Annotated in this window: 17 protein-coding genes and 2 pseudogenes; 11 read left to right on the top strand and 8 right to left on the bottom strand. The window is 43.5% G+C overall.

What is annotated here, in order from left to right; translation table 11 throughout:
- The first annotated feature begins 68 nt into the window (after positions 1–68).
- The 3 genes from phaE to chlP all read left to right on the top strand — a co-directional run bounded on the left by phaE (position 69) and on the right by chlP (position 3,792).
- Positions 69–1,064 (top strand): class III poly(R)-hydroxyalkanoic acid synthase subunit PhaE, encoded by a 996-nt coding sequence (gene phaE / locus EWV60_RS21390; protein ID WP_002751547.1) that lies wholly within the window; start codon positions 69–71, stop codon positions 1,062–1,064.
- A gap of 166 nt (positions 1,065–1,230) precedes the next feature.
- Positions 1,231–2,325, top strand: coding sequence for a class III poly(R)-hydroxyalkanoic acid synthase subunit PhaC (locus tag EWV60_RS21385; RefSeq protein WP_287234570.1), 1,095 nt, complete (start codon positions 1,231–1,233; stop codon positions 2,323–2,325).
- A gap of 249 nt (positions 2,326–2,574) precedes the next feature.
- Entirely contained in the window at positions 2,575–3,792 is a 1,218-nt protein-coding gene (gene chlP / locus EWV60_RS21380) for a geranylgeranyl reductase (RefSeq protein WP_002773238.1), read from the top strand.
- 190 nt (positions 3,793–3,982) lie between these two features.
- On the opposite strand, the gene EWV60_RS21375 is transcribed toward chlP, so the two are convergent.
- Genes EWV60_RS21375 through EWV60_RS21365 form a run of 3 tightly spaced genes read right to left on the bottom strand, consistent with a single transcriptional unit; the run spans position 3,983 to position 7,033 of the window.
- The gene (locus tag EWV60_RS21375; protein ID WP_287234568.1) at positions 3,983–4,777 is read right to left on the bottom strand and encodes a hypothetical protein; all 795 of its coding nucleotides are present in this window, start codon (positions 4,775–4,777) and stop codon (positions 3,983–3,985) included.
- A gap of 1 nt (position 4,778) precedes the next feature.
- A complete protein-coding gene (locus tag EWV60_RS21370) occupies positions 4,779–5,882 on the bottom strand; it encodes an AAA family ATPase (protein ID WP_287234565.1) in 1,104 nt (367 codons plus the stop codon).
- Positions 5,876–7,033, bottom strand: a complete 1,158-nt coding sequence (locus tag EWV60_RS21365) for a DUF262 domain-containing protein (protein WP_287234563.1) — start codon at positions 7,031–7,033, stop codon at positions 5,876–5,878. The genes EWV60_RS21370 and EWV60_RS21365 overlap by 7 nt, the downstream gene beginning before the upstream one ends.
- A 254-nt stretch (positions 7,034–7,287) precedes the next feature.
- Here EWV60_RS21365 and EWV60_RS21360 point away from each other — a divergent pair.
- The 3 genes and pseudogenes from EWV60_RS21360 to EWV60_RS21350 form a co-directional block, all read left to right on the top strand.
- Positions 7,288–7,425 (top strand): annotated as a pseudogene (locus EWV60_RS21360) (geranylgeranyl reductase); the annotation flags it as partial.
- A 264-nt stretch (positions 7,426–7,689) separates the two neighbouring features.
- Positions 7,690–8,634, top strand: coding sequence for an isoaspartyl peptidase/L-asparaginase (locus tag EWV60_RS21355; protein WP_002751560.1), 945 nt, complete (start codon positions 7,690–7,692; stop codon positions 8,632–8,634).
- 71 nt (positions 8,635–8,705) lie between these two features.
- Positions 8,706–9,893: an FtsW/RodA/SpoVE family cell cycle protein gene (locus tag EWV60_RS21350; protein ID WP_024968545.1), complete on the top strand. Its 1,188-nt coding sequence runs from the start codon at positions 8,706–8,708 to the stop codon at positions 9,891–9,893.
- A 545-nt stretch (positions 9,894–10,438) separates the two neighbouring features.
- On the opposite strand, the gene EWV60_RS21345 is transcribed toward EWV60_RS21350, so the two are convergent.
- The 4 genes from EWV60_RS21345 to EWV60_RS21330 form a co-directional block, all read right to left on the bottom strand.
- Positions 10,439–11,743, bottom strand: coding sequence for an ABC transporter substrate-binding protein (locus EWV60_RS21345; RefSeq protein WP_287234558.1), 1,305 nt, complete (start codon positions 11,741–11,743; stop codon positions 10,439–10,441).
- Positions 11,744–12,226: 483 nt separating this feature from the next.
- On the bottom strand, positions 12,227–13,465 hold the full coding sequence (gene ctpA, locus EWV60_RS21340; protein WP_002751566.1) for a carboxyl-terminal processing protease CtpA: 1,239 nt from the start codon (positions 13,463–13,465) through the stop codon (positions 12,227–12,229).
- 265 nt (positions 13,466–13,730) lie between these two features.
- Positions 13,731–14,810 (bottom strand): class II fructose-bisphosphate aldolase, encoded by a 1,080-nt coding sequence (gene fba, locus EWV60_RS21335; RefSeq protein WP_002744497.1) that lies wholly within the window; start codon positions 14,808–14,810, stop codon positions 13,731–13,733.
- Between the two features lie 132 nt (positions 14,811–14,942).
- On the bottom strand, positions 14,943–16,070 hold the full coding sequence (locus tag EWV60_RS21330) for an aldo/keto reductase (RefSeq protein WP_287234554.1): 1,128 nt from the start codon (positions 16,068–16,070) through the stop codon (positions 14,943–14,945).
- Positions 16,071–16,395: 325 nt separating this feature from the next.
- Between EWV60_RS21330 and EWV60_RS21325 the strand changes: the two genes are divergently transcribed.
- Entirely contained in the window at positions 16,396–17,871 is a 1,476-nt protein-coding gene (locus EWV60_RS21325) for a leucyl aminopeptidase (RefSeq protein WP_002773226.1), read from the top strand.
- Positions 17,872–18,039: 168 nt separating this feature from the next.
- Here EWV60_RS21325 and EWV60_RS21320 read toward each other — a convergent pair.
- A pseudogene (locus tag EWV60_RS21320) lies at positions 18,040–18,240 on the bottom strand (IS200/IS605 family transposase); the annotation flags it as partial.
- A gap of 84 nt (positions 18,241–18,324) precedes the next feature.
- Between EWV60_RS21320 and EWV60_RS21315 the strand changes: the two are divergent.
- From EWV60_RS21315 to EWV60_RS21300, 4 genes are all read left to right on the top strand, one after another.
- On the top strand, positions 18,325–19,539 hold the full coding sequence (locus tag EWV60_RS21315) for an RNA-guided endonuclease InsQ/TnpB family protein (RefSeq protein WP_016515740.1): 1,215 nt from the start codon (positions 18,325–18,327) through the stop codon (positions 19,537–19,539).
- 134 nt (positions 19,540–19,673) lie between these two features.
- Positions 19,674–20,858 (top strand): tetratricopeptide repeat protein, encoded by a 1,185-nt coding sequence (locus EWV60_RS21310; protein WP_287234550.1) that lies wholly within the window; start codon positions 19,674–19,676, stop codon positions 20,856–20,858.
- Positions 20,859–20,935: 77 nt separating this feature from the next.
- Positions 20,936–22,813, top strand: coding sequence for an ATP-dependent zinc metalloprotease FtsH4 (ftsH4, locus tag EWV60_RS21305; RefSeq protein ID WP_002801041.1), 1,878 nt, complete (start codon positions 20,936–20,938; stop codon positions 22,811–22,813).
- Between the two features lie 571 nt (positions 22,814–23,384).
- Positions 23,385–24,731 (top strand): TIGR03279 family radical SAM protein, encoded by a 1,347-nt coding sequence (locus EWV60_RS21300; protein ID WP_287234548.1) that lies wholly within the window; start codon positions 23,385–23,387, stop codon positions 24,729–24,731.
- Positions 24,732–25,050: the final 319 nt, after the last annotated feature.

Raw genomic sequence — 25,050 nt, 5'->3', positions numbered from 1 at the left:
TCAGTTATCGTGTGTAGAGTGGGTTAGTAAACTAGCGAAATCAGCGTTAAAGGAAAAGGGCAAAAATAATGGATAAACCGACACAAGCTTGGAGTGAGATGGCCACCGATTACGTCAATCTTTGGACAGAAACCGGGGCAAAAATGTGGTCAAGTTGGTTTGATATGATGGGAGCGATACCGACTCCTATGGGCAATATTAAACCAGAATTACAAGAGGCAACCCAGCGCTATTTTGATAATCGGGATTTATTGATCAAATTCCTAAAATTATCGATGGAAGCTTGGGAAAGTATCTTCCCGAAAATGCAAACAGGAGAAGACTGGCAAACAATTTTAGATAATTATACCCAACAGATGCGCGGTCAACTGAATAGTTTTACTACTACCACTTCCCAAAGTAGTCAAGATGTCAGTCAACTATGGACAATTTACCTGCAACAATTACAAAGTCTCAATCATTTATGGTTCGATCCTTTCGTCCTGTCAAATGACACAATAACCAAAGCTTGGTTAGGTAACACTTCTTCCTTGATCGAACTCAATAATATCTATTGGCAGAAGTTTTATGATGAGACTTTTGGCCAATGGTTACAGATGCCTTTATTGGGATTGCCACGAGAATTTAACCGCAAATTACTCGATAGTTTTGAAACTTGGCGCGTTCTTTATCAAGCTAGTATTAACTATCAAATTGTGCTGGCTGATATTCAAGTTAAATCCTTTGAAGCTTTAACTAAAAAATTAGTTTTCTTAGCAGAAAAAGGTCAACCTGTCAAGGATTGGCGAGAATTTCAAGATGTGTGGAGTGTCGTCGCTGATGATATTTTTGAAAAGGCTTTTTGTCAACCAGAAAACCTAAAAGTAAGGGGAAAATTTATTAATTCCCTCAATGATTATCGCCTCAAACAGCAGGATTTAATGGAAATTTACCTGCGCTCAATGAATCTGCCTACCCGCAGCGAAGTCGATGAAATTCATCGGACTATCTATGAATTACGCAAAGAGGTAAAAAGTCTCAAAAAAGCTTTAGGAGAAAAAAAAGAAACAGAAAGTAACAATTAGTTAATTGTGCTTGACAATCAGTTATCAGTTATCAGTTATCGGATTGCAGTTTTCAGTATATAGTGTTAGGTGAAAACTTCGGAACTTTCTTTTCACTGATTACTGTTTACTGTTCACTGCTCACTGAAAAATCCCCACTTCCACACTTTTCTAGGAGAATTAAATTATGTGGCCATTTTTGACGCAAGTAAAACTGGAAGATTTTACCCAAGATTATCTAGAATTAACTCAGAAAAATCTCAAAGGTTTAGACAATCTCAAACGAGTTAAAGAAGAAGATATTGAGTGTGGAGTCTCGGAAAAAGAAGCAGTTTATCGGGAAGATAAAATCATTCTCTACCACTTTAAACCCGTGGTCGAAAAACCCTTCGAGATTCCCTTGCTGATGGTTTATGCTTTGGTCAATCGTCCCTACATGGTAGATTTACAGGAAGGGCGTTCTTTAGTAGCAAATCTGCTGAAATTAGGCTTAGATATCTACTTAATTGATTGGGGATATCCAACCAGAAGCGATCGCTGGTTAACCCTTGATGATTATATCAATGGTTATGTGGATAATTGCGTCGATTTTATTCGTCAAAGTCACCATCTCGACAAAATTAATCTGTTAGGAATCTGTCAGGGGGGAACCTTTAGTTTATGCTATAGTTCCCTCTATCCCGATAAGATAAAAAATCTGGTGACAATGGTGACACCGGTGGACTTTTATCAAACCGAGACCCTCTTAAATATGCGCGGGGGGTGTTCCTTGGGAGCCGAAGCATTAGACATCGATTTAATGGTAGATACCATGGGCAATATTCCGGGAGATTTTCTCAACTTAGAGTTTCTGGAATTGAAACCTTTACAGTTAGGTTATCAGAAATACCTCGATTTTCCTGACATCATGGAAGACGAATCAAAATTAGTTAATTTTCTGCGTATGGAAAAATGGATTTTTGATAGTCCTGACCAAGCGGGAGAATCCTATCGACAGTTTCTCAAGGATTTCTATCAGCAAAATAAACTGATTAAAGGGGAAGTGATGTTAGGAGATAAACGGGTAGATTTACATAATCTGACCATGCCAATTCTCAATCTTTATGCGGATAAAGATCACCTTGTGCCTCCCGCTTCTTCCCTCGCTTTAGGGAATTATATCGGTACTTCTGACTATACCGCTTGTGCTTTCCCCGTCGGACATATCGGAATGTATGTCAGTGGCAAAGTGCAACGGGATTTACCCCCCGCTATTAGCGATTGGTTGAAAGCAAGGGCTTAACAATCCCTGAACCTATCCCCTTTTCCCAGTTTGGGAGAGGGGTTTAGCAGTTTTCTTCTCTACGGGTGTAACACAATACAACACATCGATTAAAAAAAATCTACGGGCAGTAAAATAAACTTTTGTAACAGAGGATGTTAAGCACTGTTGCAAGATCGGGCAGAATCGGAGGATATCGTTCCTTTCGGCTAAACCCCTGTGGTACACTGCAAAGCGTACTCGCTCGTAAGTATGTAGGAGAAAACCTGAGTGTTAAGAGTCGCTGTTGTGGGTTCAGGGCCGGCCGGTTCTTCGGCGGCAGAAACATTAGCTAAAGCAGGCATTGAAACCTATTTATTTGAACGCAAATTAGATAATGCTAAACCCTGTGGTGGAGCGATTCCTCTCTGTATGGTGAGCGAATTTGACCTACCTCCTGAAATTATTGATCGCCGGGTGAGAAAAATGAAAATGATCTCCCCCTCTAACGTCGAAGTCGATATTAATCTCGATAATCAAGACGAATATATCGGAATGTGTCGTCGGGAAGTCCTCGACGGTTTTATGAGAGAACGCGCCCATAAATTAGGAGCGCATTTAATCAACGGAACCGTTTACGGTCTCGACATTCCCACCAATAGCACCGATCCCTATACCCTACACTACGCCGATCACTCCCACGGCAATTCCCAAGGGGAAATGAAATCTCTGAAGGTGGATATGGTTATCGGCGCCGACGGTGCTAATTCTCGCATTGCCAAAGCTATTGATGCCGGGGATTACAACTATGCGATCGCTTTCCAAGAACGCATCCGTCTTCCCCAAGATAAAATGGCCTACTACGAAGATCTGGCCGAAATGTATGTAGGAAAAGACGTATCCCCCGACTTCTACGCTTGGGTATTCCCCAAATACGATCACGTCGCCGTCGGTACTGGCACAATGAAGGTCAATAAAGCCATGATTAAAGACCTACAAGCCGGTATTCGCGCTCGCGCGGCCCATCGTCTGGAAGGAGGCGAAATCATCCGCGTGGAGGCCCACCCCATCCCTGAACATCCCCGTCCTCGTCGTGTAGTCGGTCGTGTGGCCCTCGTAGGCGATGCTGCGGGAACAGTTACGAAGTCTTCGGGAGAAGGCATCTATTTCGCCGCTAAATCGGCGCGGATGTGTGCGGAAACCATTGTCGAAGTCACTAACGGCGGCCAACGTATTCCCACAGAGGACGAGTTAAAACTCTACCTCAAGCGTTGGGATAAGAAATACGGTATGACCTATCTGGTATTAGATATCCTGCAACGGGTTTTCTACCGTACCGATGCCACCCGGGAAGCTTTTGTGGAAATGTGTTCCGATAAGGATGTACAGAAGATGACTTTTGACAGTTATCTCTATAAAACCGTTGTTCCCGCTAATCCTCTCGTACAGATGAAGATTACTGCTAAAACTATCGGTTCTCTCCTGCGCGGTAACGCTTTGGCCCCTTAAAATCCATTGATAACCAGAAAACCCAATCTCCGGCGGTGGTTGGGTTTTCTTTTGGGTTGTTTCATCTCCTGTCTTGCTTAACAATTGAGATAGCAAATTCTCCTCAAATATGCCTGAATCGTGGGTAAGCAGCCCATATAAAGTTCATTTTGTCAAGGATTGTTAAGATGCGCTTACCCCTCGATGGGAGTCATGGTTTTCCTATTCCTAGGTCTTTCTTAATTGTAGGGAGAACTTGAGAATCAGAAATTGGAAACCCGTGATAAAGTGGATAGCCATCAGAATCATAACTGTTATTGGGATGAAATACATAAAACTTGTTTTTTTCTTTTTGATATCCATAGCGTTTTTTTTTATAATCTATGGAATGATTTAAGACTTCTTGAGCTTCTTCGATTGTTAAATCCATTGGAGTTCCTTTAACACTAGGTGCGGTTCCTTTCAATGATGAATCATGTTTAGGAGTTCCAGTGTAACGAGGACATAATTTTCTAGATTGAGTAATCTGGGTTAAATTTCTGATGGTAACATTTTCAGAGGATTGGTTTTTTTCTCGAAATGTTACCTCAACGGTTTCATCAACAAAATCGTCCGATTTTTGTAAACTGAGTAAACTACCTTTAAGTTTCACCGCTCCAGTTAAAGAACTCGATGTAATATTTTTGTTGTTAAAATAGCATTCGCAAGATTCAAGCAATACTTGGTTATCGATAAATGGTCCCTTGGTTAAAATTCGCATCAAAAATGTAGCCAGCACTTGCTCTTGTGGATGAGGAGACTTTATTTTTTGGCAAATCCATTGATAAATAGTAAGATTAGATAATATTTTTTGTTGAGATAAACTACTATGAGTCTGGATAGGATAATTGTTCTGTATAGGTTTTACTTCTTGGATGATATCATATAAGTTTTTGAGCAGTTCGTAAGCCTCATTGTCGTTTTTAGCTTGCCCAGTAAAAGAAAGTTCATTAATCAAAAACTTCATTTTAAAGCAACTCCATTAAATCTTTTTCCACTTGATCAAAAAATCCATCAGGCCACTGATCAATTCCTCCGTCTTGATAAAGAATGGGTGAAACAACTTCTGATACAGCTTGTCCTTGTTTCAAATATCTTTGAAAATAATGAATTCGTACATCTTGAGCATCAATTTTCTTATTTTTTACCGCTCTACGAATACCATTTAAGACATGATCACTATGAGTTTCTACTATAATTTGTACCCCACAGCTTGCCGCTAATGCTAACAGTTCTCCTATCTTAGATTGTCCTTTTGGATGAAGATGTGCTTCAGGATTTTCTAATAAAATTAACGTATCTGTAGTAGATGATAATAAAGCCACAACAATAGGTAGTATATATGTAATACCAAACCCAGTATTTGTAGGACGATAATGATTAATCTGTCCGTAAGAGTATTGTAAACTGACTAAATCCATTTCTGGATGAGATGAGATTATGATTCTAGTTCCAGGGCTAATTTCTCCAATCCAAGCTTCCACTTGATTTTTAAAACTTGTAGAAATTGCTTGAGGATGTTCTAATTTTGAATCTATAATTTTCTCTTCTTCGTAGATAGAAAGAAAATGTGCTGTAAATTCTCCCTTACTTCCAAGCTGTTTATGCTGTTTGACTTGAAATTCTGAAATTTCAAAATGTGGACTTGGAGACATTCTTTCCGCTCGTAGATAGTAAAATTTATCAGTAAAAAGATTGGATCGGTAAATGTCTTGAGGAATAGTATCTTGGAACAGGGGAGATAGTTGGAGAACATCAGAATTAGGATCATATTCAAAAATCCATGAACTTTTACCATGATCTGCGCTGGTAATTTCAAAAGTAATTGAATCTTCTTTTGCACCTTCAAAGAGAGCGTCTTTAGCTGTGCCAATACGAACTAAATCACCATTTAATGCTAATCCTTCCTTTGGTAATAAATCCTGCTTATAGGACTGGCGAAGTAATAATAAGGATTGTAGCAAAGTGGATTTGCCACTACTATTTAATCCTGAGAGCAAAGTTAGCGGTTTTAAATCAAAAGATTGATTTTCAAAAATCTTAAAATTTTTTAACACTAATGATTCTAACATGATAACACCTCTTTTATTATTTCTTTAATTGTATCAAATCTATAGGGAACTTTAGTGGCTGCTTGAGAAACAGATTCGAGAAAATTACTATCATCTTCCATTTTTTTAATAAAAACTTCCTTGACGTTCTCCTTTCTCTCAATTAATGTTTCAAGTTCTTGTTCACTTAAATCACTCAGGGTAACTGACCAACTTTCAAAAAGAGCTTTATTGATAGGATATTTTCTTTTTCCATCTTCTGTGATTTTACGGATTTTACGGAAAGCATCTTCTCCAAAAATATTATTTGCCGCTTTCATGGCAAAAATAAACTTATTTTTGATTTCTTGTACTCGATTTTCATCTATTTTGTTTAGCCTTTTCATTGCTTGATCTAAAAAATCATCCCGACCTTTATCAGACGAATAGGAATTGTAGCTTATTAAAGTAAAAGCAATAAATCCTAAGATAAATTCATGATCGACCATGCGATTCTTTCTTTTTTGACTAAAACTTGTCAATTTTTGGAATTCTGGAATGTTTGCTAATTCCTTGAGAATTTTTATGGCTTTACCTGGATTTATCGCTTGACGAAATTCTTGTAAATTGAGAGGTAATCCTCCAGTATTAATTCTTCTAAAAATGTTATACTTAACTTTAGGTGGTGTACCAGGTTCAATTAAATACACAATAAACTCTGCTTCATTTATTCTGCGTTTATAGTTACGAGATAAATCTGAATACTTGTTCTTTTCTAATTCCTTTAAAAATTCTAGGTCTTTTAAGACAAGCTTCTCATCAAGAATAAAGCTTTTAAATGTACTCAGTCTTTGCAATCCATCTATAATTAGCCATTCGTCTTCCTCGGTTGCATCCATATAAAATGCTGGCAGAGGAATTCGTATTAACAGAGATTCGATTAATCTGCTTTTAGCCTTATCAGTCCAGATGTTAGCGTTACGTTGAAAATCAGGATTTAAGTTAATTTCTTTATATTCAATTCTTTTGATCAAAAGATCCATGGTTATTTGTTTGGTCGTAATTCTGATTTTGGTTGGATCGAAGAAGTCTGAACTTTCTTCTTCTTCTTCTTCTTCTTCTTCTTCTTCTTGCAATTCAGTTTCTTGGGATGTTAATTGTTCGTATGTGATATCATTTGTACTGTTTTTCATATTATAGTCCTATGAAATTGTTGGCTCTCTTATTCCTTGTGTGATAAGTTTAACTTATATAGTAGCTATCAATCTTTGTGTCCTTTGTGTCTCTGTGGTTCGTTCCACTCACTGCCCCCAGACTGTATTTTAGAATACATTTTACCCACTAAACCTGGGAGAGCCAATTGTTTTTAGAATATAGCGTACCTAAATAAAATGTCAACCCCTTCAATCCTGTTCTGACCTAGCTTGCCGATCACTCCCAAGGCAATTCTCAAAAGGATGTACAGAAGATGACTTTTGACAGTTATCTCTATAAAACCGTTGTTCCCGCTAATCCTCTCGTACAGATGAAGATTACCGCTAAAACCATCGGTTCTCTCCTGCGCGGTAACGCTTTAGCTCCTTAAAATCAATGTGATAACCGGAAAACCCAATCTCCCCATGGCGGTGGTTGGGTTTTCTTTTGGGTTGTCCCTTCTTGTCTTCTCTAATTCAAATAAAAATATCGAAAAAATATTTGATAAGCTGTTAAGCAATTTAAATCCGCGGGCAGCTTACATTACAGTTTATGCCCTTTTGTTAAAGGGGAAGTCAAGATATATGGTGTAAATGCGCTACTATTTAATGGCAAAGCCGTCCTCAAGAGACGGGGTTTCGGACTCAATTTTTCGATGACCAGAGTAAATGCGAAGTTAATTATTCATGGGGGAGCGAGTTCCCTAGAGGATAAAGGTGGTTTAGAATCAGTGCGCGATTCTCTCCGGGGGATTGTTAAGAATATTTACAACCTCCTTGACAATGGTGCTAGTGCTGTGGAAGCGGTGACAAAAGGATGTATGTTACTGGAGGATGAACCGCGATTTAATGCTGGGACCGGTTCGGTGGTGCAATCGGACGGTCAGGTGCGAATGAGTGCAGCCTTGATGGATGGTCGTCACCAGCGTTTAAGCGGTGTCATTAACGTCTCGCGGGTACAGAATCCCATTAGCCTGGCTCAATTTCTCCAAAGTCAAGAGGATCGCATTCTCTCGGAAATTGGGGCTGCAGATCTGGCCCGAGAATTACAAATTCCCCTCTATGATCCCCTAACCGATTATCGGATTCAAGAATGGATGGAAGAAAGAAAGACGAACTTTAATCGCAAAATGGCCCGTTTATTCGCCGATTCGTCAGCACAACGGGGAACTATCGGGGTGGTGGCCCTTGATCAGCAAGGAGACATCGCCGCCGGAACTTCTACCGGAGGGAAGGGATTAGAAAGAATCGGTCGCGTTAGTGACAGTGCCATGCCGGCCGGCAATTATGCGAATCCATGGGCCGGAGTAAGTTGTACGGGGGTCGGGGAAGATATTATCGATGAGTGTTTAGCCGCTAAGGTGGTCATTCGCGTCACCGATGGTTTTTCCCTCGCCGCTGCCGTGGAGAAATCGATGCACGAATCCCAAACTAATGGTCGGGATCTGGGCATGATTTCCCTTGATCGTCAGGGTAATATTGTTTGGGGGAAAACGGCGGAAATTCTCTTGGCTGCCTATCACGACGGTCAGGCGATCGGTGATACCCTAGAATGGCACGGTGAAAACGCGGGTTTAATCGGTCATGTCGCCGTCGGATAGTGGAACAAACTGCGATCGAGCCTAGTCCTTTTGGTTAATCTGTGCAAGATACTTCTTTGCGAAAAATCTCCGTGTGGCAATATATTATCCCTATTTTTGACCCCGATGTGAAAAACTGGTCAGCCGAAGCGCGATTATTGCGCTGGATGACTTTTTTGTGGCTGTTAGTCGGGTTAGTCGTGCTTTTTTCTGCTTCCTACGCTCTGGCTGACAGTCGCTTTGATAACGGACTATACTATTTTATCCGCCAATTAATCTGGCTTTGGGTTGGCTTAATTGGCTTTAATTTCCTGGTGCGATTGCCGATCGAGAAACTCCTCAAAATCGCCCCCTGGATGATTTTATTAGTTTTAGGATTAATTTTGATCACTCTCATCCCCGGTTTGGGAGCTAATATCAATGGTGCCACCCGTTGGATTAAAATCGGGCCGATTCTCTTGCAACCGTCGGAATTTATGAAACCGTTTCTCGTCCTGCAAGGAGCGGCGGTTTTCGGTGGATGGCCGCGTTTAAATGTCAATCAACGGTTAACTTGGATCGCTATTTTTGGACTCATTCTAGCCGGCATCCTCTTACAACCTAACTTGAGTACCACTGCTCTGTGTGGTATAACTCTCTGGCTGATCGCTCTTGCCTCCGGTCTGCCTTTATCCTACATGACCAGCACCGCTTTACTGGGTTTAACTATGGCCGTGGTCAGTGTTACTTTCCGCGAATACCAGAGAAAACGGATTTTATCTTTCCTAGACCCCTGGCAGGATCCCCGGGGTGATGGTTATCAATTAGTGCAGAGTTTACTGGCGATCGGTTCTGGCGGAACCACTGGCAGCGGTTACGGTTTATCCCAACAAAAATTATTTTATCTACCCTTCCCAGATACGGATTTTATTTTCGCTGTCTTTGGCGAGGAATTTGGTTTTATTGGCGGTATTTTACTGTTAATCATGCTATTTCTCTACGCTACTCTCGCCCTGATCGTGGCGGTTAAATGTCGTCATCGCATCAAAAAATTAGTGGCGATCGGGGCGATGGTAATTTTAATCGGTCAATCTCTGTTAAATATCGGTGTGGCTACTGGTTCTTTACCCACTACGGGCCTACCTTTCCCTCTCTTTAGCTATGGCGGCAGTTCCAGTTTAGCCAGTCTCTTTTTAGCCGCCCTCTTAATCCGGGTGGCCAGGGAAGAAAATGACCCCGATCCAGTTCCCACCAATAAAAAAAGTCCTCAGAAAACTGTCTCGGTTTTCAGTCATCAGTGATGGATTGGGAATTATGAAGTGGGGTGTGGGAAGAATAAATAAAAATAATCTCCTATCTCCTGACTTCTGACTCCTAACCCGATATTGGTCAAAGATAAGTAAAAATTATTGATTGATGCCAAAAACTTGAGAATATTTAAATTAACATTCCGCAATATTTACAAATTCTTAAAAATTAATTGAGAAAGATTTTTATTTAACAACGATGTTATCATGGTTACAGCGATTTTACTGAATTTCATAGTGGGCAGTTCTGTGCTTTTCTGGACAGCAACGCTTGAAACCCTTGCCACAGCTAGAAGGTAATCCTAATCAAGACGGGTAAATTAGTCAATTTCACCCACAACGATGATCTTTTTTTTGTGTAGTTTTGTTGCAAAAAAAAAGTTTTTTTGACAAAAAGCACAAAGTATGCTGCTGTCAACGGACTTCGTGGGTGTTGAGGGGAGAGAGGAGCGGGGGTGTGGGGAGAATAAAGCTGCCTTTTGCCTCCTGCCTCCTGCCTTTTGCCTCCTGATTATTGATTACTGATCACTGATTACTGATTACTGATTGGGTGTCACCTGATCGATAACCTTGAGAGTGCCGTCATCATTAACAGTCCAGACATCGTAACTACCGACCACATCGCCATTTTCATCGATATCCACATTGCCACTGGCCCCCTGATAGTTAATATCTTCGCCTTTGCGAATCATTTCTATGGCTTGACAAGCATCGGTTACTTCCGTCCCAGGTCCGTTAGCCACCTCACGAATCTTGCTTTGAATCCCTTCCCCGGTGTTAGATTTAGCCGCCTCGGCTGCCAACATCAATAAAATCGCCGCATCCCAAGTATGGGGAACAAAAGCGGTGACATCCTTGCCAGTTTTTTCTTTCCAGAGAGTAGTAAAAGCGCTTAAAGCTTGACCGTCGGCCCCGGGGACAGTGCCTAGGGCCCCAGCAATAATTGACTTACCATCAGTTCCTTTCCCCACCTGTTTGGTGAAATCTTCCGAATAAACCCCATCGGTGAGGAGGACAGTAACTCCTTTGGTCAATCCCTGTTTATAGGCCGCTTGTAGCAATAAACTGCCCGTTTCAGCGTAAAGGACTGCCGCTACAGCATCCGGTTGGTTAGCGAAGGCAGCCGCAGCTTCACTATCGAGAGTGGCAGCTTTCGGGTCATAACGGACGGGATTTTGCTTATTAGTGATCGTGCCACCTAATTTATCGAAAGCGCTCACGAATTCCCGTTCAAATCCGACTCCATAATCGTTATTGATCACGACGGTGGCCACATTTTGAAAACCCTTTTTCTTAGCTAGGACCGCTAAAGCTTGAGCTTGGTAGGTGTCCGGGGGAGCCGTCCGCGCCCAAAAACCTTTAAAATCGCCTTTTTTCGCCCTGTCAGTAAATACAGGACTGGTGCTACCCGGAGAGACTAACATAACTTTATTTCTCACCGCCACATCGACGGCTGCTCCCGAGACGCTACTGGCAAAGGAACCGATCACACCAGCTACTTTATCCACCTCCGCTAGTTTCGTCATTGCTGAAGCACCGGCGGCGGGATCGGTTTGGTCATCTTCTTTCACCAGGGTGACGGGTTTGCCATTGACTCCACCACAGGCATTGATAGTCTCCACCGCTAGGGCGGCTGCTTCGGGCATATTTTGACCAATAGCGGCTAAATCTCCGGTAATGGGCAGTAAAGCCCCTAATTTTAGTCCCTCATCACCGGGAGCAGTGGTGGTGGGACTAGAGGCAGTGTTATCGGGGGTTTGGGCATTATTACAAGCGGTTAAAAAATTAGCTAAGAGGCTGATACTCAGGGTTAAGGCTAGGGGCGATCGAATATATCTCTGCATGGCAGTAAAATCAAGGATGAGTTAAGGTTGCAAGGCTGAAAAACCCGGACTGGGAAAATTCTAATCGATGTTAGCATTCTCTCCAAATCAAACAGGTTTTCATCTTAATTTAGATATTGATGGAAAAAATGGCTAATTTGTTCGATTTATGCCGTCGGGTGTGGGGTGTGGGAAGTTTTTTCAGTGTTGCCAAAGGCACGGCGTAGCCGTCCAGTAAACAGTAAACAGTAAACTGAAAACGGTTCTTTTTGTTTGTCTTAGGCAATAAACGGGGCTATAAGGGATAAAACCCTTATATATAAAGACATTGATGCGATCTTTGTTAATTGTTTTCCCTCTCTAACGAACTAATCAATTAAGTCTCTTGCCAGATAAGAATTTAGTCGATTTATGCCACCCGATCGAAGCAGACCAAGTAACGAAGAATCCTGAAAACTCGCATCTGATAACTGGTAACTGATAACTGATAACTGAAAACCCCACTTAGGAAGCTTTGGCTAAAACGGTCTTCTGGTTTAAAAACTGAATTGCCGTTTGGTATTGACTATCTTTTTCGGTGCCGATTTCCTCATAGGTGATCGGTTCCTGTGCCACCACTTGATCGGGCATAATTCCTAACTTATGAATATCATGGTGAGCGGGAGTTTCATATTTCGCCACGGTAATCGCTAATCCTGCCCCATCGGGTAACTCGAATAGGGACTGAATTAATCCCTTACCGAAAGTCTTTTCTCCCACTAAAACCCCTCGTTGATTATCCTGTAATGCTCCGGCTAAAATCTCGCTGGCACTGGCGGTTCCCTGATTGACTAAAACGACTAAAGGCGCGTCGGTTAAAGCATTGCCAGAAGCGGCAAAACTATCGGCAATTCCCTCGCGATTAACCGTATAAACGATCGTTCCCTGATTAATCCACATCCGAGCGATTTCTATGCCCGCTTGCAGTAAACCACCGGGGTTATTTCTTAAATCTAAAATATAACCCTTGGCTCCTTGTTTTTGTAGGTTCGTCACTGCTTCCGAGACTTCTTTGGCAGCGTTAGCACTAAATTGATTTAAGCGCACATAACCGATGGGCAAGGAACTAGAATTTTTATCCAAAACCGCCACCACTGGACTTAAAGAAATGCGTTGACGGGTTAAAGATAGGGTTTTTGGTTGACTTTTTTGATCGGGAAGAATGACTAAGGAAACTTCTGTTCCGGCGGTCCCGCGCATTTTAGCCGCCGCCGCATCGAGGGTTAAAGTAGTGGTATCGATGCCATCAATAAACAAAATGCGATCGTGGCTAGTCAAACCAGCGGCCTCAGCAGGAGAACCGGCAAGGGGGGCAACTACTTCTAAGTAACCATTGTCAGGATTGATATTAATTTGCAGTCCTACCCCCGATAATTCCCCCGTGGTGCTAATTTGTAGGTTATGGTATTGATCCGGTCGCAAGAGACGGGTAAAGGGTTCATCGAGGGTGGCTAACATCTGTTCGATCGCATTATAGGCCGCCGTCCGATCGTTGAGGGGTTTTTTGATGAATTGTTCCCGCACCTGCCACCAGTTTTGATGATTAAAGGTGTCATCATAATAGGATTGGTTGACTAATCGCCAAGATTGCAGTATTAATTTTTGTTCTTCGCTAAAGGCGGCTGCTGTGGGTGTCCATGCCATCCAAGTCAGACAAAACCAAAATCCCACCAATAATCCCGCCCACAACGATTTTTTTCTCATCTTGCTTCTCTTATGAATCCAGTGCTGATCTGCTGATTATTTTCAGTATAGTCTTTTCTCTGAAATCGATTCGGCTCTCCCGGGTTTGGTGGATAAAATGTATTCTAAGATACAGTCCTGTGGCCGAGCGCGTAGAGCGAACCACAGAGACACAAAGGACACAAAGATCGATCGTTCCTGATAAAAAAGAGGGTAGTTATGGTTAACTACCCCAAAAAATTCTACTAGATCGGTGCCATTAAGCGATCGCTTAATTGTTCAGCCACTAGACAGCCACAACTTTTTTGCTGACTTGGGTTAATTGCCCTTTAGCATATTTGGCTGCGTAGTCATCGAGGGACATTTGTTTGATTTTGCTGGCGTTACCGGCGGTACCAAATTGTTGATAGCGATCAGCACAAACTTTCTGCATATAGGTGATCGAGGGTTTCAGGAAGAAACGGGGATCAAACTCTTTCGGGTTGCTGAATAGCGCTTCCCGAACTGCGGCGGTAATTGCTAAACGGCAGTCGGTGTCGATATTGATTTTACGCACACCACTCTTGATGCCTTTTTGGATTTCTTCCACGGGAACACCGTAGGTTTCAGGGATAGCGCCACCGAATTGGTTGATTAATTCGAGGAGATCTTCGGGAACCGAGGAAGAACCGTGCATGACCAAGTGAGTATTGGGTAAGCGGTTATGAATTTCTTCAATACGGCTAATAGCGAGAATTTCGCCGGTGGGTTTGCGGGTAAATTTGTAAGCGCCGTGGCTAGTACCAATGGCTACTGCTAAAGCATCTACTTGGGTTCTTTCGACGAAATCCACCGCTTCATCGGGATCGGTTAACAGCATCGAGTGATCTAATTCTCCCTCAAAACCGTGGCCATCTTCCGCTTCTCCTTTACCGGTTTCTAAGGAACCTAAACAACCGAGTTCCCCTTCCACACTAGCACCGATCGAGTGAGCAACTTTTACTACTTCAGCAGTAACGTTAACGTTGTACTCGTAGGTGGCGGGAGTTTTAGCATCCGCTTCTAAGGAACCATCCATCATGACGCTGGTGAAACCGTTACGGATCGCCGAGTAGCAGGTGGCGGGTTCGTTACCGTGATCTTGGTGCATCACGATGGGGATATGAGGATAGGTTTCCACCGCGGCGGTGATCAGGTGACGCAGGAAGTTTTCCCCTGCATATTTGCGCGCACCGCGAGAAGCTTGTAGGATAACGGGGCTGTCGGTGGCTGCCGCCGCTTGCATGATCGCTTGGATCTGCTCCATATTATTTACGTTAAAAGCGGGGATGCCATATCCGTTCTCAGCCGCGTGATCCAACAATAACCGCATGGGGACGAGTGCCATATCCTTTACTCCTTAATCTATTTCTTGTTTTTTGTCTCTTTAAATTCAAGAAAGTTAATTCTCTTACCTGTTAATCTTAAGATAGTTTTTACACTTTGACGATCCCCAAAAAAAATTTTTCCCAGTTTCGTCCTAAGATGACCACAATCTCCGTTGCGCTGGTCCGTTGAGTAGTTCGTGTGTATCAAATAGCAGCCGGGGAATCGGCAATTTTTCCGGGCAGCGAGGTAAACAATCACCACATTCAGTACAATTATTCGCCTTGCGTCCGGGGAACCAATGACCGGCATTTTCCAGCATTCGATAGCGATACTGGCCAAAATCGGTCATTTCGTAAGCTACTGCCAGATTACGCAGTCTCAACACTTCGGGGATATTAATGTTTTCAGGACAGGGTAAACATTGATAACATTGGCTACATAAATCTGTAGCCAATTTATCGGTTAAATGTGTCTCTAAACGCTTAAAAACGGCAATTTCTGCCGCATCTAGGGGCTGATCTTCTTCGCATACGTTGATAATTGCCTCTAATTCCTCTGGTATCGCTGCCCCGACGCTGAGGGTAGTAATGCGCGGATCGCTCAATAAAAAGCGATAATTTAGCTCTAAGGGTGAAAAAGGGGCGCATAATTCCTCTAGCTTCTTAGGAGGTCTGTGGAGACCACCTCCCTTATCAGCAGGGGAGATAATAAACACACCCATGTCCTTGGCTTGGGCTAAAGCGATCGCCGGTTGCTGTCTTTGCCAAAAAAAATAGTAATGGATATTGACAAAAGCGAAGAAATCTGTATTGATCGTCTCCAGAATAATTTCTAGGGGTGCATGGGTAGAAAAGCCAATATGACCGATTTTTCCAGCTTCTTGGGCTATAAAAACGGCTTTCATGCAGCCTTGCGGGTCTTTAATCCAGTTTAAATGCTCGCAGGTGTTAATACCGTGAATTGCTAGACAATCGAGGTAATTTAATTGTAATCGTTCTAGGGATTCGCCGATCGCTTTTTCCATAGTTTGGCGATCGGGAGTGGGGACTAATTTCGTAGTCAGATAAACCCGCTCCCGCACCCCTTGACGCTGCAGGTAGCGACCGAGAAAAACTTCGCTATTACCGTAACCTCTGGCCGTTTCTAGGTGATTAATCCCCAATTCTAGGGCGCGATCGAGTGTTGCGGCAAATACCGACTCTGAGGACAAACAGCGCATTGTCCCCAGAGAAAACAGCGAAAATTGCCAATTAGTACGGCCAAATCGTCGATAACGCATTGATTCAGTTATCAGTTACCAGTTACCAGTTACCAGTTAAGTAGGTAACCTCAGTTCGGGATAAGCTAAAACCCTGATGCTACCGTAGCCTGAAACTCCTATTCTTTCGTGGAAGCTATGGCAAAATTCCCTTATCCCGAACTGACGTTAAGATACAGTCTTATGGGCGAGTGAGTGGAACGAACCACTCCAGACACAAAGGACACAGAGATCGATCACTACTATATAAGTTAAACTTATCACAAAAAGAATAAGACAGCCACTGATAGAGCTTACAGTATAGTGATTAATAGAAGCATTTTGCAAAGAATTATCGAGATAAAGAATGGATATTCGATCGACTGACACCTCGCTCCTTACTTGGACAGGAGATACTTTAGCCCTAGGTTTACCAGAAGGAGCCGTAGAGATTGCAGGAGAATTGGCAGAATTAAACAATAAACTGGGGGGAACCCTAGGGGAACTCATCTCCGAGACGGAATTCGAGGGAAAATCAGGCAGCAGTGCGGCGACTCGTCTAGGTGGTGGCGGTCCGATTCGCAAATTAATTCTGGTGGGATTGGGAAAAACTGCCGATTTCGACCTGCAAACCCTGCGTCTAGCGGCCGCCGCGATCGCTCGTCTGGCCAAACAACAAAAAAGCCAAGCTCTGGCCATCAGTTTACCGGTAGTTGGTGATCAGTCCGCCACCGCCGGAGCAATCACGGAAGGACTACTACTGGCCAATCATCAGGATACCCGCTTCAAGTCCACTAAAGAGGAAAAAGGAGCCAAATTAGAAACCGTCGAGTTATTGGGTTTAGGAGAGCAAGCATCTGCGATCGCCAAAGCCGAGCAGATCTGTTCTGGGGTGATTCTGGCCAGAGAATTAGTCAATGCTCCCGCGAACACCGTTACCCCCCTAACCATGGCAGAAACCGCCGAGCAAATTGCCAGCGAATACGGATTAAGTCTCAAAATTCTGGAACAGGAAGAATGCGAAAGCTTGGGTATGGGAGCCTTCCTAGGAGTGGCCAAAGCCTCGGATATTCCCCCGAAATTCCTTCATTTAATCTATAAACCCCAAGGAACCCCGAAACGTAAACTAGCAATCGTTGGCAAAAGTTTAACCTTTGATTCCGGCGGTTTGAATATTAAAGGGGCCGGCAGTGGCATCGAAACCATGAAAATGGACATGGGGGGTGGTGCCGCCACCCTAGGCGCGGCCAAGGCGATCGCCCAATTACAGCCAGAAGTGGAAGTACACTTTATCTGTCCGGCTACGGAAAATATGATTAGTGGTCGCGCTATGCACCCCGGGGACATTTTAACCGCTTCTAATGGCAAAACTATTGAAGTCAATAATACCGATGCCGAGGGACGATTAACCCTGGCCGATGGCTTGGTTTTTGCGGAAAAATTAGAGGTGGATGCGATCGTGGATCTAGCCACTTTAACTGGGGCCTGTGTCATCGCTTTGGGGGACGATATCGCCGGTTTATGGAGTAGCGATGAGAGTCTCGCTGCTCAACTCCAAGAGGCCGCTAAATTAGCCGGCGAAAAATTCTGGCCAATGCCTCTAGAAGAAAAATATTTCGAGGGTCTGAAGTCTCCAATTGCCGATATGAAAAACACCGGCCCGCGCCCCGGCGGTTCCATTACAGCGGCTTTGTTTTTGAAGCAATTCATTAATAATACTCCCTGGCTCCACCTAGATATCGCAGGACCGGTCTGGTCCGACAAAGAAAATGGCGTTAATAATTCCGGGGCCACTGGTTTTCCCGTCCGCACTCTAGTTAATTGGGTAATGGCCAATAATTAAGTTATCGGTGATCGGTAAGCGGTATTAAGTGAGGAGTATTTTCACTGATTACTGTTTACCGATCCCTGAAAAATCTGCCCCACCCCTCACCCCTATCTCAAGGTCGCGAGAGGACTCCCGTTAAACTGCGTAGCGGTTAACGGGAGATGAATCGCGACCAGAATGAAACTAACGCAGTAGCCTTTCCACTTTTGGGGAGTTTTGGTTCTCGACGTATTTTTTTAGTTGTTCGACAGTAACGTCGCCACAACTAGCCACGAAATAAGCTCCCGCCCAAAAATAGGGTTTGTTGTCGAAATACTTTGCCGCCAAATCCGGAAATTCTTGTCTAATTAAGCGACTACTAACTGTTTTAAGGTTAGCGATTAGTTAGGTCCATGATTGTAATTAGTTGATATACTAGGCAGTAAGTGTTACAATTTAACTATACATCACATCACGAAACTAACGACAGTGATAACGCTTACCTACCAGTACAAACTAAAGGTAAACAAGAAACAGGAACGAGAGATTGTCCACATTCTTGATGTTTGTAAGAGCGTTTATAATTACGCGCTCTCGGAACGGAAAGATTGGTTAAACTCTCGAAAGTGTCTTGCGGATCGCTGTTCGCTAGTTTCTGAGTACATAATTCCTGCGGATCAACCCTATCCAAATTACTTCGTTCAAGCTAAAAATCTAACGGAAGCTAAAAAAGTTTACCCGATATTAAAGACGGTTAACGCTCAAGTCTTACAGCAAGTTTTAAAAACTGTAGATAAAGCGTTTGACCATATAAAATCGAAAGGCTTCGGCTTTCCTAGATTTAGGAAAAAGATGCGAAGTTTTGTTTTCCCCGCGCTCTCGAAAAATTTTCTAGGTGACGAATACTTAAATTTTCCACAATTGGGAAAAATTCGGATTAGGAAATCTAGGGAGTACCCGTCTGGGTTTGAGCCTAAACAAGCTCGAATTATCCAAAAAGCGTCGGGATTTTACGTTTTGGTTTCTTTCCAATCTACGGAATTAGTTCCCGATATGACAGTAGGGAAGACCTGTTTAGGAATTGACGCGGGAATTGAGAGTTTTGTCGCTACTTCACGGGGAGATTTAATCAAAGCCCCTCGATTTTTGTTGAAAGTACAGAGTAAGCTTAAATTGCTACAAAGACGCTTGAAACATCAAGTCAAAGGCTCGAACAATTGGTTGAAACTCCAAGATAAGATAGCGAGATTACACGAAAAAGTGTCTAATACTCGTAGAGATTGGCATTTTAAGTTAGCTCATTACCTTTGCGATCTCGCTGATAATATCTTTGTTGAAGATATTAACTTCGTTTCCTGGTCTAGAGGGATCGTTAGAAAACAATCTCTGGATTCAGGTATCGGTAGTTTTATTAACGAGATATTACCGTTTGTCGCTTGGAAACGGGGAAAATATTATCTTAAGGTTGATAAAAACGGAACCTCGCAAGAGTGTCCGAATTGTGGCGCAATTACTGGTAAAAAAGCGTTATCGGAAAGAGTTCACCGGTGTGATTCTTGCGGCCACATTGAACCGAGAGATACGGCATCAGCGAAGGTAATTGAGAACCGAGGAAAAAACGCGGTCGGACTGACCGTGTTAGAAAACTCTCGCGGAGGCGATTTGACGGGGATCGACTGGGTTAAACTCGGTCGATCTAGTTAAAAGCCTAAGAACCGAGAATCCCCCGCTACACCGCGCGAGCGGTTAGCGGGGGAGAGTCAATCCCCGATAACTGATAACTGCTAGACTAATTGGGTGATGCTTGCAAGATTAATAAAACCAGTGTCGAGATTAGAATGCAGGGACTTTTAAGAAAACTTTGGCGTGCGATCGAAAACTTTTTTACCCGACTTTTGGGGGGACAAGGGGGAAAGGGGAAAGTACAAGCGATCGAATCTGTTCCCCTAACCGATACAGACTACGAGTTTCTCTATATGGAGTTACTCGATGGGGTGGCCCACGGTTGGCACGAAGGCAGAATTCTGAGATTTTTTGAGAAATTGGGCGATCGAGGTCGGCAAAAAGATTGGGTAGAATGGTTAGAGCTCTTTGGCACCCGTCTGCAATCCTCCGCTTCCCTTAACCAAATTCTCGCCACCAGAATGATCCGTTTGGGAGAATTAGCTCGCGCTTTCCCCGGGATTGAACGTATTGGTGAAGCTTCCTACGAGATCGGTTATCAACTCTACAGCAAAGAAACTGCCACTTTAATCTGGGAATACGCCGGGGAAGATGAGGCCCCGGGCAGTTATTCCCTGCCGCAACCCCCAGAAAATCTCTTATATTCCGGTGAAACTAGCGATTTTAACGGTAATAACCCAGAAAATCCCCAATTAGAAACCCTCACCCTCGATGAATTATTTGACCGTCTGCAAAACGATTCTACCCTAGCGGGCCAAATGGCCGAACAATTGGGCATCGAAAATAAGGACGCAGAAAGCATTATTGATAGTCTCATCGCTCAATTTTCCGCCCAGGAAGGTAAAAACCCTGAAACTGCCGAAGATTGGTTTCATCAGGGCTTAGAACAGGCAAATTTAGGCAATTGGTCAAATGCGATCGCCGATTGGGAACAGGCCTTAAAGATCGACCCCCAATTAGCCTCGGCCTGGCATAATCGTGGTAGTGCCTTAGCCATGATTGGTAACTACGAAGAAGCGTTAAGTAGTTATGATCACGCCCTAGAAATCACCCCCAACGATCACCAAGTCATTAACGCTAGAGGCAGCGCCCTATACGGACTGCAACGTTGGCAAGAAGCCTTAGAATGTTGGCAACAGGTGCTAGAAGCGGACGATAATTTTTATCAAGCTTGGTACAATCGCGGCAGTACCCTAGAAAATTTAGGCGAAACCCAAGCAGCGATCGCCTGTTATCAAAAAGCTTTAGGGATTGCGCCGGATTTTGAGCTTGCCCAAACCCGTCTAGAGGCTTTACTAGGGCAAAAACCGCCCGAAGACGACGGTAATCCCCCCGCCTGATTCAATCTGAACTTGAGCAGTCAACAGCCTACAATGGGGGAAGTATAGAGACTAATTTTAATGAATCAGGCCCAGCAATGAGTATAAAAAGCAAACCTCCTTCACAATCCCGCCTGATCGGTAATGTTTTATTAGCCGTAGGCGGCTTATTTCTGATTGTTAACCTCCTTTTTCCGCAATTATTTGGCCCTAGCGTCCCCAAAGTTCCCTATAGTCTTTTTATCGACCAAGTGGAAGATGGCAACGTCGCTAGGGTATCCGTGGGACAGAATGAGATTCGTTATCAGCTTAAAAATGACCAAGAGGGCAACTACGGACGAATTTTCAGCACTACACCGATTTTTGACCTAGAATTGCCCAAACGTCTGGAAGCTAAGGGCGTAGAATTCGCCGCCGCACCACCGCCAAAAAATGGCTGGATTGGTAGTGTTCTCAGTTGGGTGATTCCTCCCCTGATTTTTGTTGGTATTTGGCAATTTTTCCTCGCTCGCAGCGGTGGCGGTGGTCCGGCCGGGGCCCTCTCGATTACCAAAAGTCGCGCTAAAGTCTATGTGGAAGGAGACACCACCAAAACCACTTTTGAAGATGTGGCCGGTGTGGAAGAAGCGAAAACCGAATTGGCCGAAATCGTCGAATTTCTCAAATATCCCCAACGTTACATTCAAATCGGGGCGCGGATTCCCAAGGGTGTCCTCCTAGTCGGTCCGCCGGGGACAGGAAAAACCCTGCTGGCAAAAGCAGTAGCGGGAGAAGCGGGAGTTTCTTTTTTTAGTATCTCGGGTTCGGAATTCGTGGAACTCTTTGTCGGTGCGGGTGCGGCCCGAGTGCGAGATCTGTTTGAACAGGCCAAGAAAAAAGCCCCCTGTATTATTTTTATCGATGAATTAGACGCGATCGGTAAATCTCGCGCTAACGGTAATTTTATGGGGGGTAACGATGAACGGGAACAGACTTTAAACCAATTATTGACGGAAATGGACGGTTTTAACGCTGGTGATGCGACGGTGATCGTGCTGGCCGCCACTAACCGCCCCGAAACTCTTGATACCGCCCTTTTACGCCCCGGCCGTTTTGATCGTCAAGTGTTAGTTGATCGCCCCGATCTGGCTGGACGCTTAAAAATCCTCGAAATCTACGCAGGTAAGGTAAAATTAGGATCGGGTGTGGATTTAAAACAGATTGCTACCCGTACCCCCGGTTTTGCCGGTGCTGACTTAGCTAATCTAGTCAATGAGGCCGCTTTATTGGCAGCGCGCAATCAACGCAGCACCGTCGCCCAAGAGGACTTTAATGAGGCAATCGAGCGGGTAGTGGCGGGTTTAGAGAAGAAAAGCCGGGTTCTCTCGGAAAAAGAGAAGAAAATCGTCGCTTATCACGAAGTTGGTCACGCTCTCGTCGGTGCAGTTATGCCGGGGGGTGGTAAAGTTGCTAAGATTTCGATCGTGCCTCGCGGCATGGCAGCCCTCGGTTATACCCTGCAAATGCCCACGGAAGACCGTTTCCTTATGGATGATACGGAATTACGCGACCAAATTGCTACTCTTTTAGGCGGTCGGGCCGCCGAGGAAATTATCTTTGGTAGTATTACTACTGGGGCTGCTAATGACCTGCAGCGGGCGACGGACTTGGCCGAACGCATGGTGACGACCTATGGTATGAGTAAGACCTTGGGTCCTCTAGCCTACGAAAAAGGTCAACAGAATAGTTTTCTGGGAGATGGTATGATGAATCCCCGGCGCTTGGTGAGCGATGATACGGCCAAAGCGATCGATAATGAAGTGAAAGAGATTGTCGAAAATGGTCATCAGCAGGCCTTGGATATCCTTGCTCAAAATCGCGATTTACTCGAAGAAATTGCCCAAGAAATCCTCAGTAAAGAGGTGATTGAAGGGGAACAATTGCAAGCACTGCTCGACCGCGTTAAACCCCTCGATCGAGAACCTGTTACTGTTTAAATTGATTTGATTTTTGCCTGACCCCATCTTGAACAAAGATGGGTTTTTTCCTATTATACTAAATCCGGTTATTAAAAATTGATTATTTATTCTTCCTTTTGCCTCTCCGCAGTCCCACAACCCCAAAAGTTCCAATTAATCTTAATCCCTATTAGAGATTGAAACTTTGTAGGGTTGATTCATGAATCAACCCTACAGCGTTCCCATTAATCTTAATCCCTATTAGAGATTGAAACTTGGAGGCAAAAATCAGCGATACTGATATTGAGATCACGATAGTGAATCCAGAAGAGCTAAAGGAGACAGAAAATGGCTAACGAAACCGTCACTTATTCCCTAGAAGCTGTTCTGACAAGGATTGAGGGGAAAATCGACTCTCTGGGAAATGCAGTTAAATAATTGGATGGCAACCTAAAAACATGGCTCTCCCCGGTTTGGTGGGTAAAATGTATTCTAAGATATAGTCTTGCGGGCAAGTGAGTGGAACGAACCACAGAGACACAAAGGACACAGAGATCGATCACTACTATATAAGTTAAACTTATCACACAAAGAATAAGAGAGCCCAAACATGAGTGAATTAACTATTCGTCCAGCTAAAATTAGTGGTGTCATCCCAGATTCGATCGCCGCCGAGGTAGGTTTTGAAATCGGGGATGCGCTTGTCTCTATTAATGGTAGTCGTCCCCGGGATTTAATCGATTATCAATTTTTATGTGCCGATGAATTTTTAACCCTAGAAGTGCTTGATAGTCATGGCAAAACTCACCAAGTAAAAATCGAAAAAGATTATCATGAAGACTTAGGTTTAGAGTTTGAAACTGCCCTTTTTGATGGCTTAATTCAGTGTAATAATAAATGTCCTTTTTGCTTTATCGATCAACAACCAGAGGGCAAAAGAGAAACTTTATACTATAAAGATGATGACTATCGCTTAAGTTTTCTCTATGGCAGTTATTTAACCTTAACTAATCTCACCTCAAAAGAATGGCAGCGGATCGAAAAGATGCGGATATCACCGCTTTTTGTGTCCGTTCATGCCACGGAACCCGATCTGAGAATTCGTCTCTTAAAAAATCACCGCGCTGGTCAAATTTTAGACCATTTAAAATGGCTACAAGCGAGACAATTACAAATTCATGCCCAAGTGGTAGTTTGTCCCAATATTAATGATGGAATTCATCTCGAAAGAACCCTGTTAGATCTGGTTTCTTTTCATCGGGGAGATATTCCCTGTGTGGAGTCGATTGCCGTAGTTCCCGTGGGATTAACCCGCTTTCGTCCCCAAGAAGATGAATTAATTCCCGTTAGCCAAGAAAAAGCGCGAGAAGTTATTGAACAAGTCCAAACTTTACAGAAAAAATTTCGTCAAGAATTTGGCAGTAATGTGCTGTGGTTAGCCGATGAATGGTTTTTAATTGCCCGAGTCGATTTACCCCCTCAATCTCACTACGAAGACTATCCCCAAATCGGTAACGGAGTTGGCTCTATTCGTCAATTTATTAGGGATTTTCAGAAGACAGCTAAGAAGTTATTACCTGCTCAAATTAGTCCCTCTAGACGGTTGGTATGGGTAGTGGGCAATGCGGTAGAACAAGCTTTTCAACCCCTAGTTAAACAGTTAAATAAGGTGCAGGGTTTAACCGTGGAATTAGTGGCTTTAAATAGTGATTATTGGGGACAGGAAATCACGGTTACGGGTTTATTAACCGGGCAAGATATTCTCAAAGGATTACAAGGTAAAAATCTTGGGGATGGGGTTTTATTACCCTCCCTCATGCTTAAGCATGGGGAAGCGGTATTTTTAGATGATATCACCCTAGAAACTGTTATTAATCAGTTAAGAGTCCCTATTTATCCAGTCCTGGGAGTGGAGGATCCTATCTGTGACTTTCTCTCACATATAGGTGAGCAGTAAAAGTGATTAAAAGAGGGCGAATGCAATTCGCCCCTACAATAATATTATTGCGCCAATGGTAGGGGCGCATCGCGTGCGCCCAAAATGTAATATAGATATTTCGACCAAATTGATTTGAGTTTTTACTGAGCGGTATTAAGTAAAAAATTGCCGTTTTCTTGGCACTGATTACTGTTTATGGTAATCGGATTGGGTGCATCTCCTATCTGTGACTTTCTCTCACATATAGGTGAGCAGTAAAAGTGATTAAAAGAGGGCGAATGCAATTCGCCCCTACAATAATATTATTGCGCCAATGGTAGGGGCGCATCGCGTGCGC

Source organism: Microcystis sp. Msp_OC_L_20101000_S702 (assembly GCF_007095705.1).
Taxonomy (GTDB): Bacteria; Cyanobacteriota; Cyanobacteriia; order Cyanobacteriales; family Microcystaceae; genus Microcystis; species Microcystis ichthyoblabe_A.
Note: the sequence above shows the minus strand (reverse complement) of the source record. Positions and strands in the feature narration are given on the sequence as shown.

Coding starts and splice junctions, on each gene's coding strand:
- EWV60_RS21365 (WP_287234563.1), bottom strand. CDS start 7,033: ATGAAAAACAGTACAAATGATATCACATACGAACAATTAACATCCCAA.
- EWV60_RS21355 (WP_002751560.1), top strand. CDS start 7,690: ATGACCAGAGTAAATGCGAAGTTAATTATTCATGGGGGAGCGAGTTCC.
- EWV60_RS21310 (WP_287234550.1), top strand. CDS start 19,674: ATGCAGGGACTTTTAAGAAAACTTTGGCGTGCGATCGAAAACTTTTTT.
- EWV60_RS21300 (WP_287234548.1), top strand. CDS start 23,385: ATGAGTGAATTAACTATTCGTCCAGCTAAAATTAGTGGTGTCATCCCA.
- EWV60_RS21375 (WP_287234568.1), bottom strand. CDS start 4,777: ATGAAGTTTTTGATTAATGAACTTTCTTTTACTGGGCAAGCTAAAAAC.
- EWV60_RS21325 (WP_002773226.1), top strand. CDS start 16,396: ATGGATATTCGATCGACTGACACCTCGCTCCTTACTTGGACAGGAGAT.
- EWV60_RS21370 (WP_287234565.1), bottom strand. CDS start 5,882: ATGTTAGAATCATTAGTGTTAAAAAATTTTAAGATTTTTGAAAATCAA.
- fba (WP_002744497.1), bottom strand. CDS start 14,810: ATGGCACTCGTCCCCATGCGGTTATTGTTGGATCACGCGGCTGAGAAC.
- ftsH4 (WP_002801041.1), top strand. CDS start 20,936: ATGAGTATAAAAAGCAAACCTCCTTCACAATCCCGCCTGATCGGTAAT.
- phaE (WP_002751547.1), top strand. CDS start 69: ATGGATAAACCGACACAAGCTTGGAGTGAGATGGCCACCGATTACGTC.
- EWV60_RS21385 (WP_287234570.1), top strand. CDS start 1,231: ATGTGGCCATTTTTGACGCAAGTAAAACTGGAAGATTTTACCCAAGAT.
- EWV60_RS21330 (WP_287234554.1), bottom strand. CDS start 16,070: ATGCGTTATCGACGATTTGGCCGTACTAATTGGCAATTTTCGCTGTTT.
- ctpA (WP_002751566.1), bottom strand. CDS start 13,465: ATGAGAAAAAAATCGTTGTGGGCGGGATTATTGGTGGGATTTTGGTTT.
- EWV60_RS21345 (WP_287234558.1), bottom strand. CDS start 11,743: ATGCAGAGATATATTCGATCGCCCCTAGCCTTAACCCTGAGTATCAGC.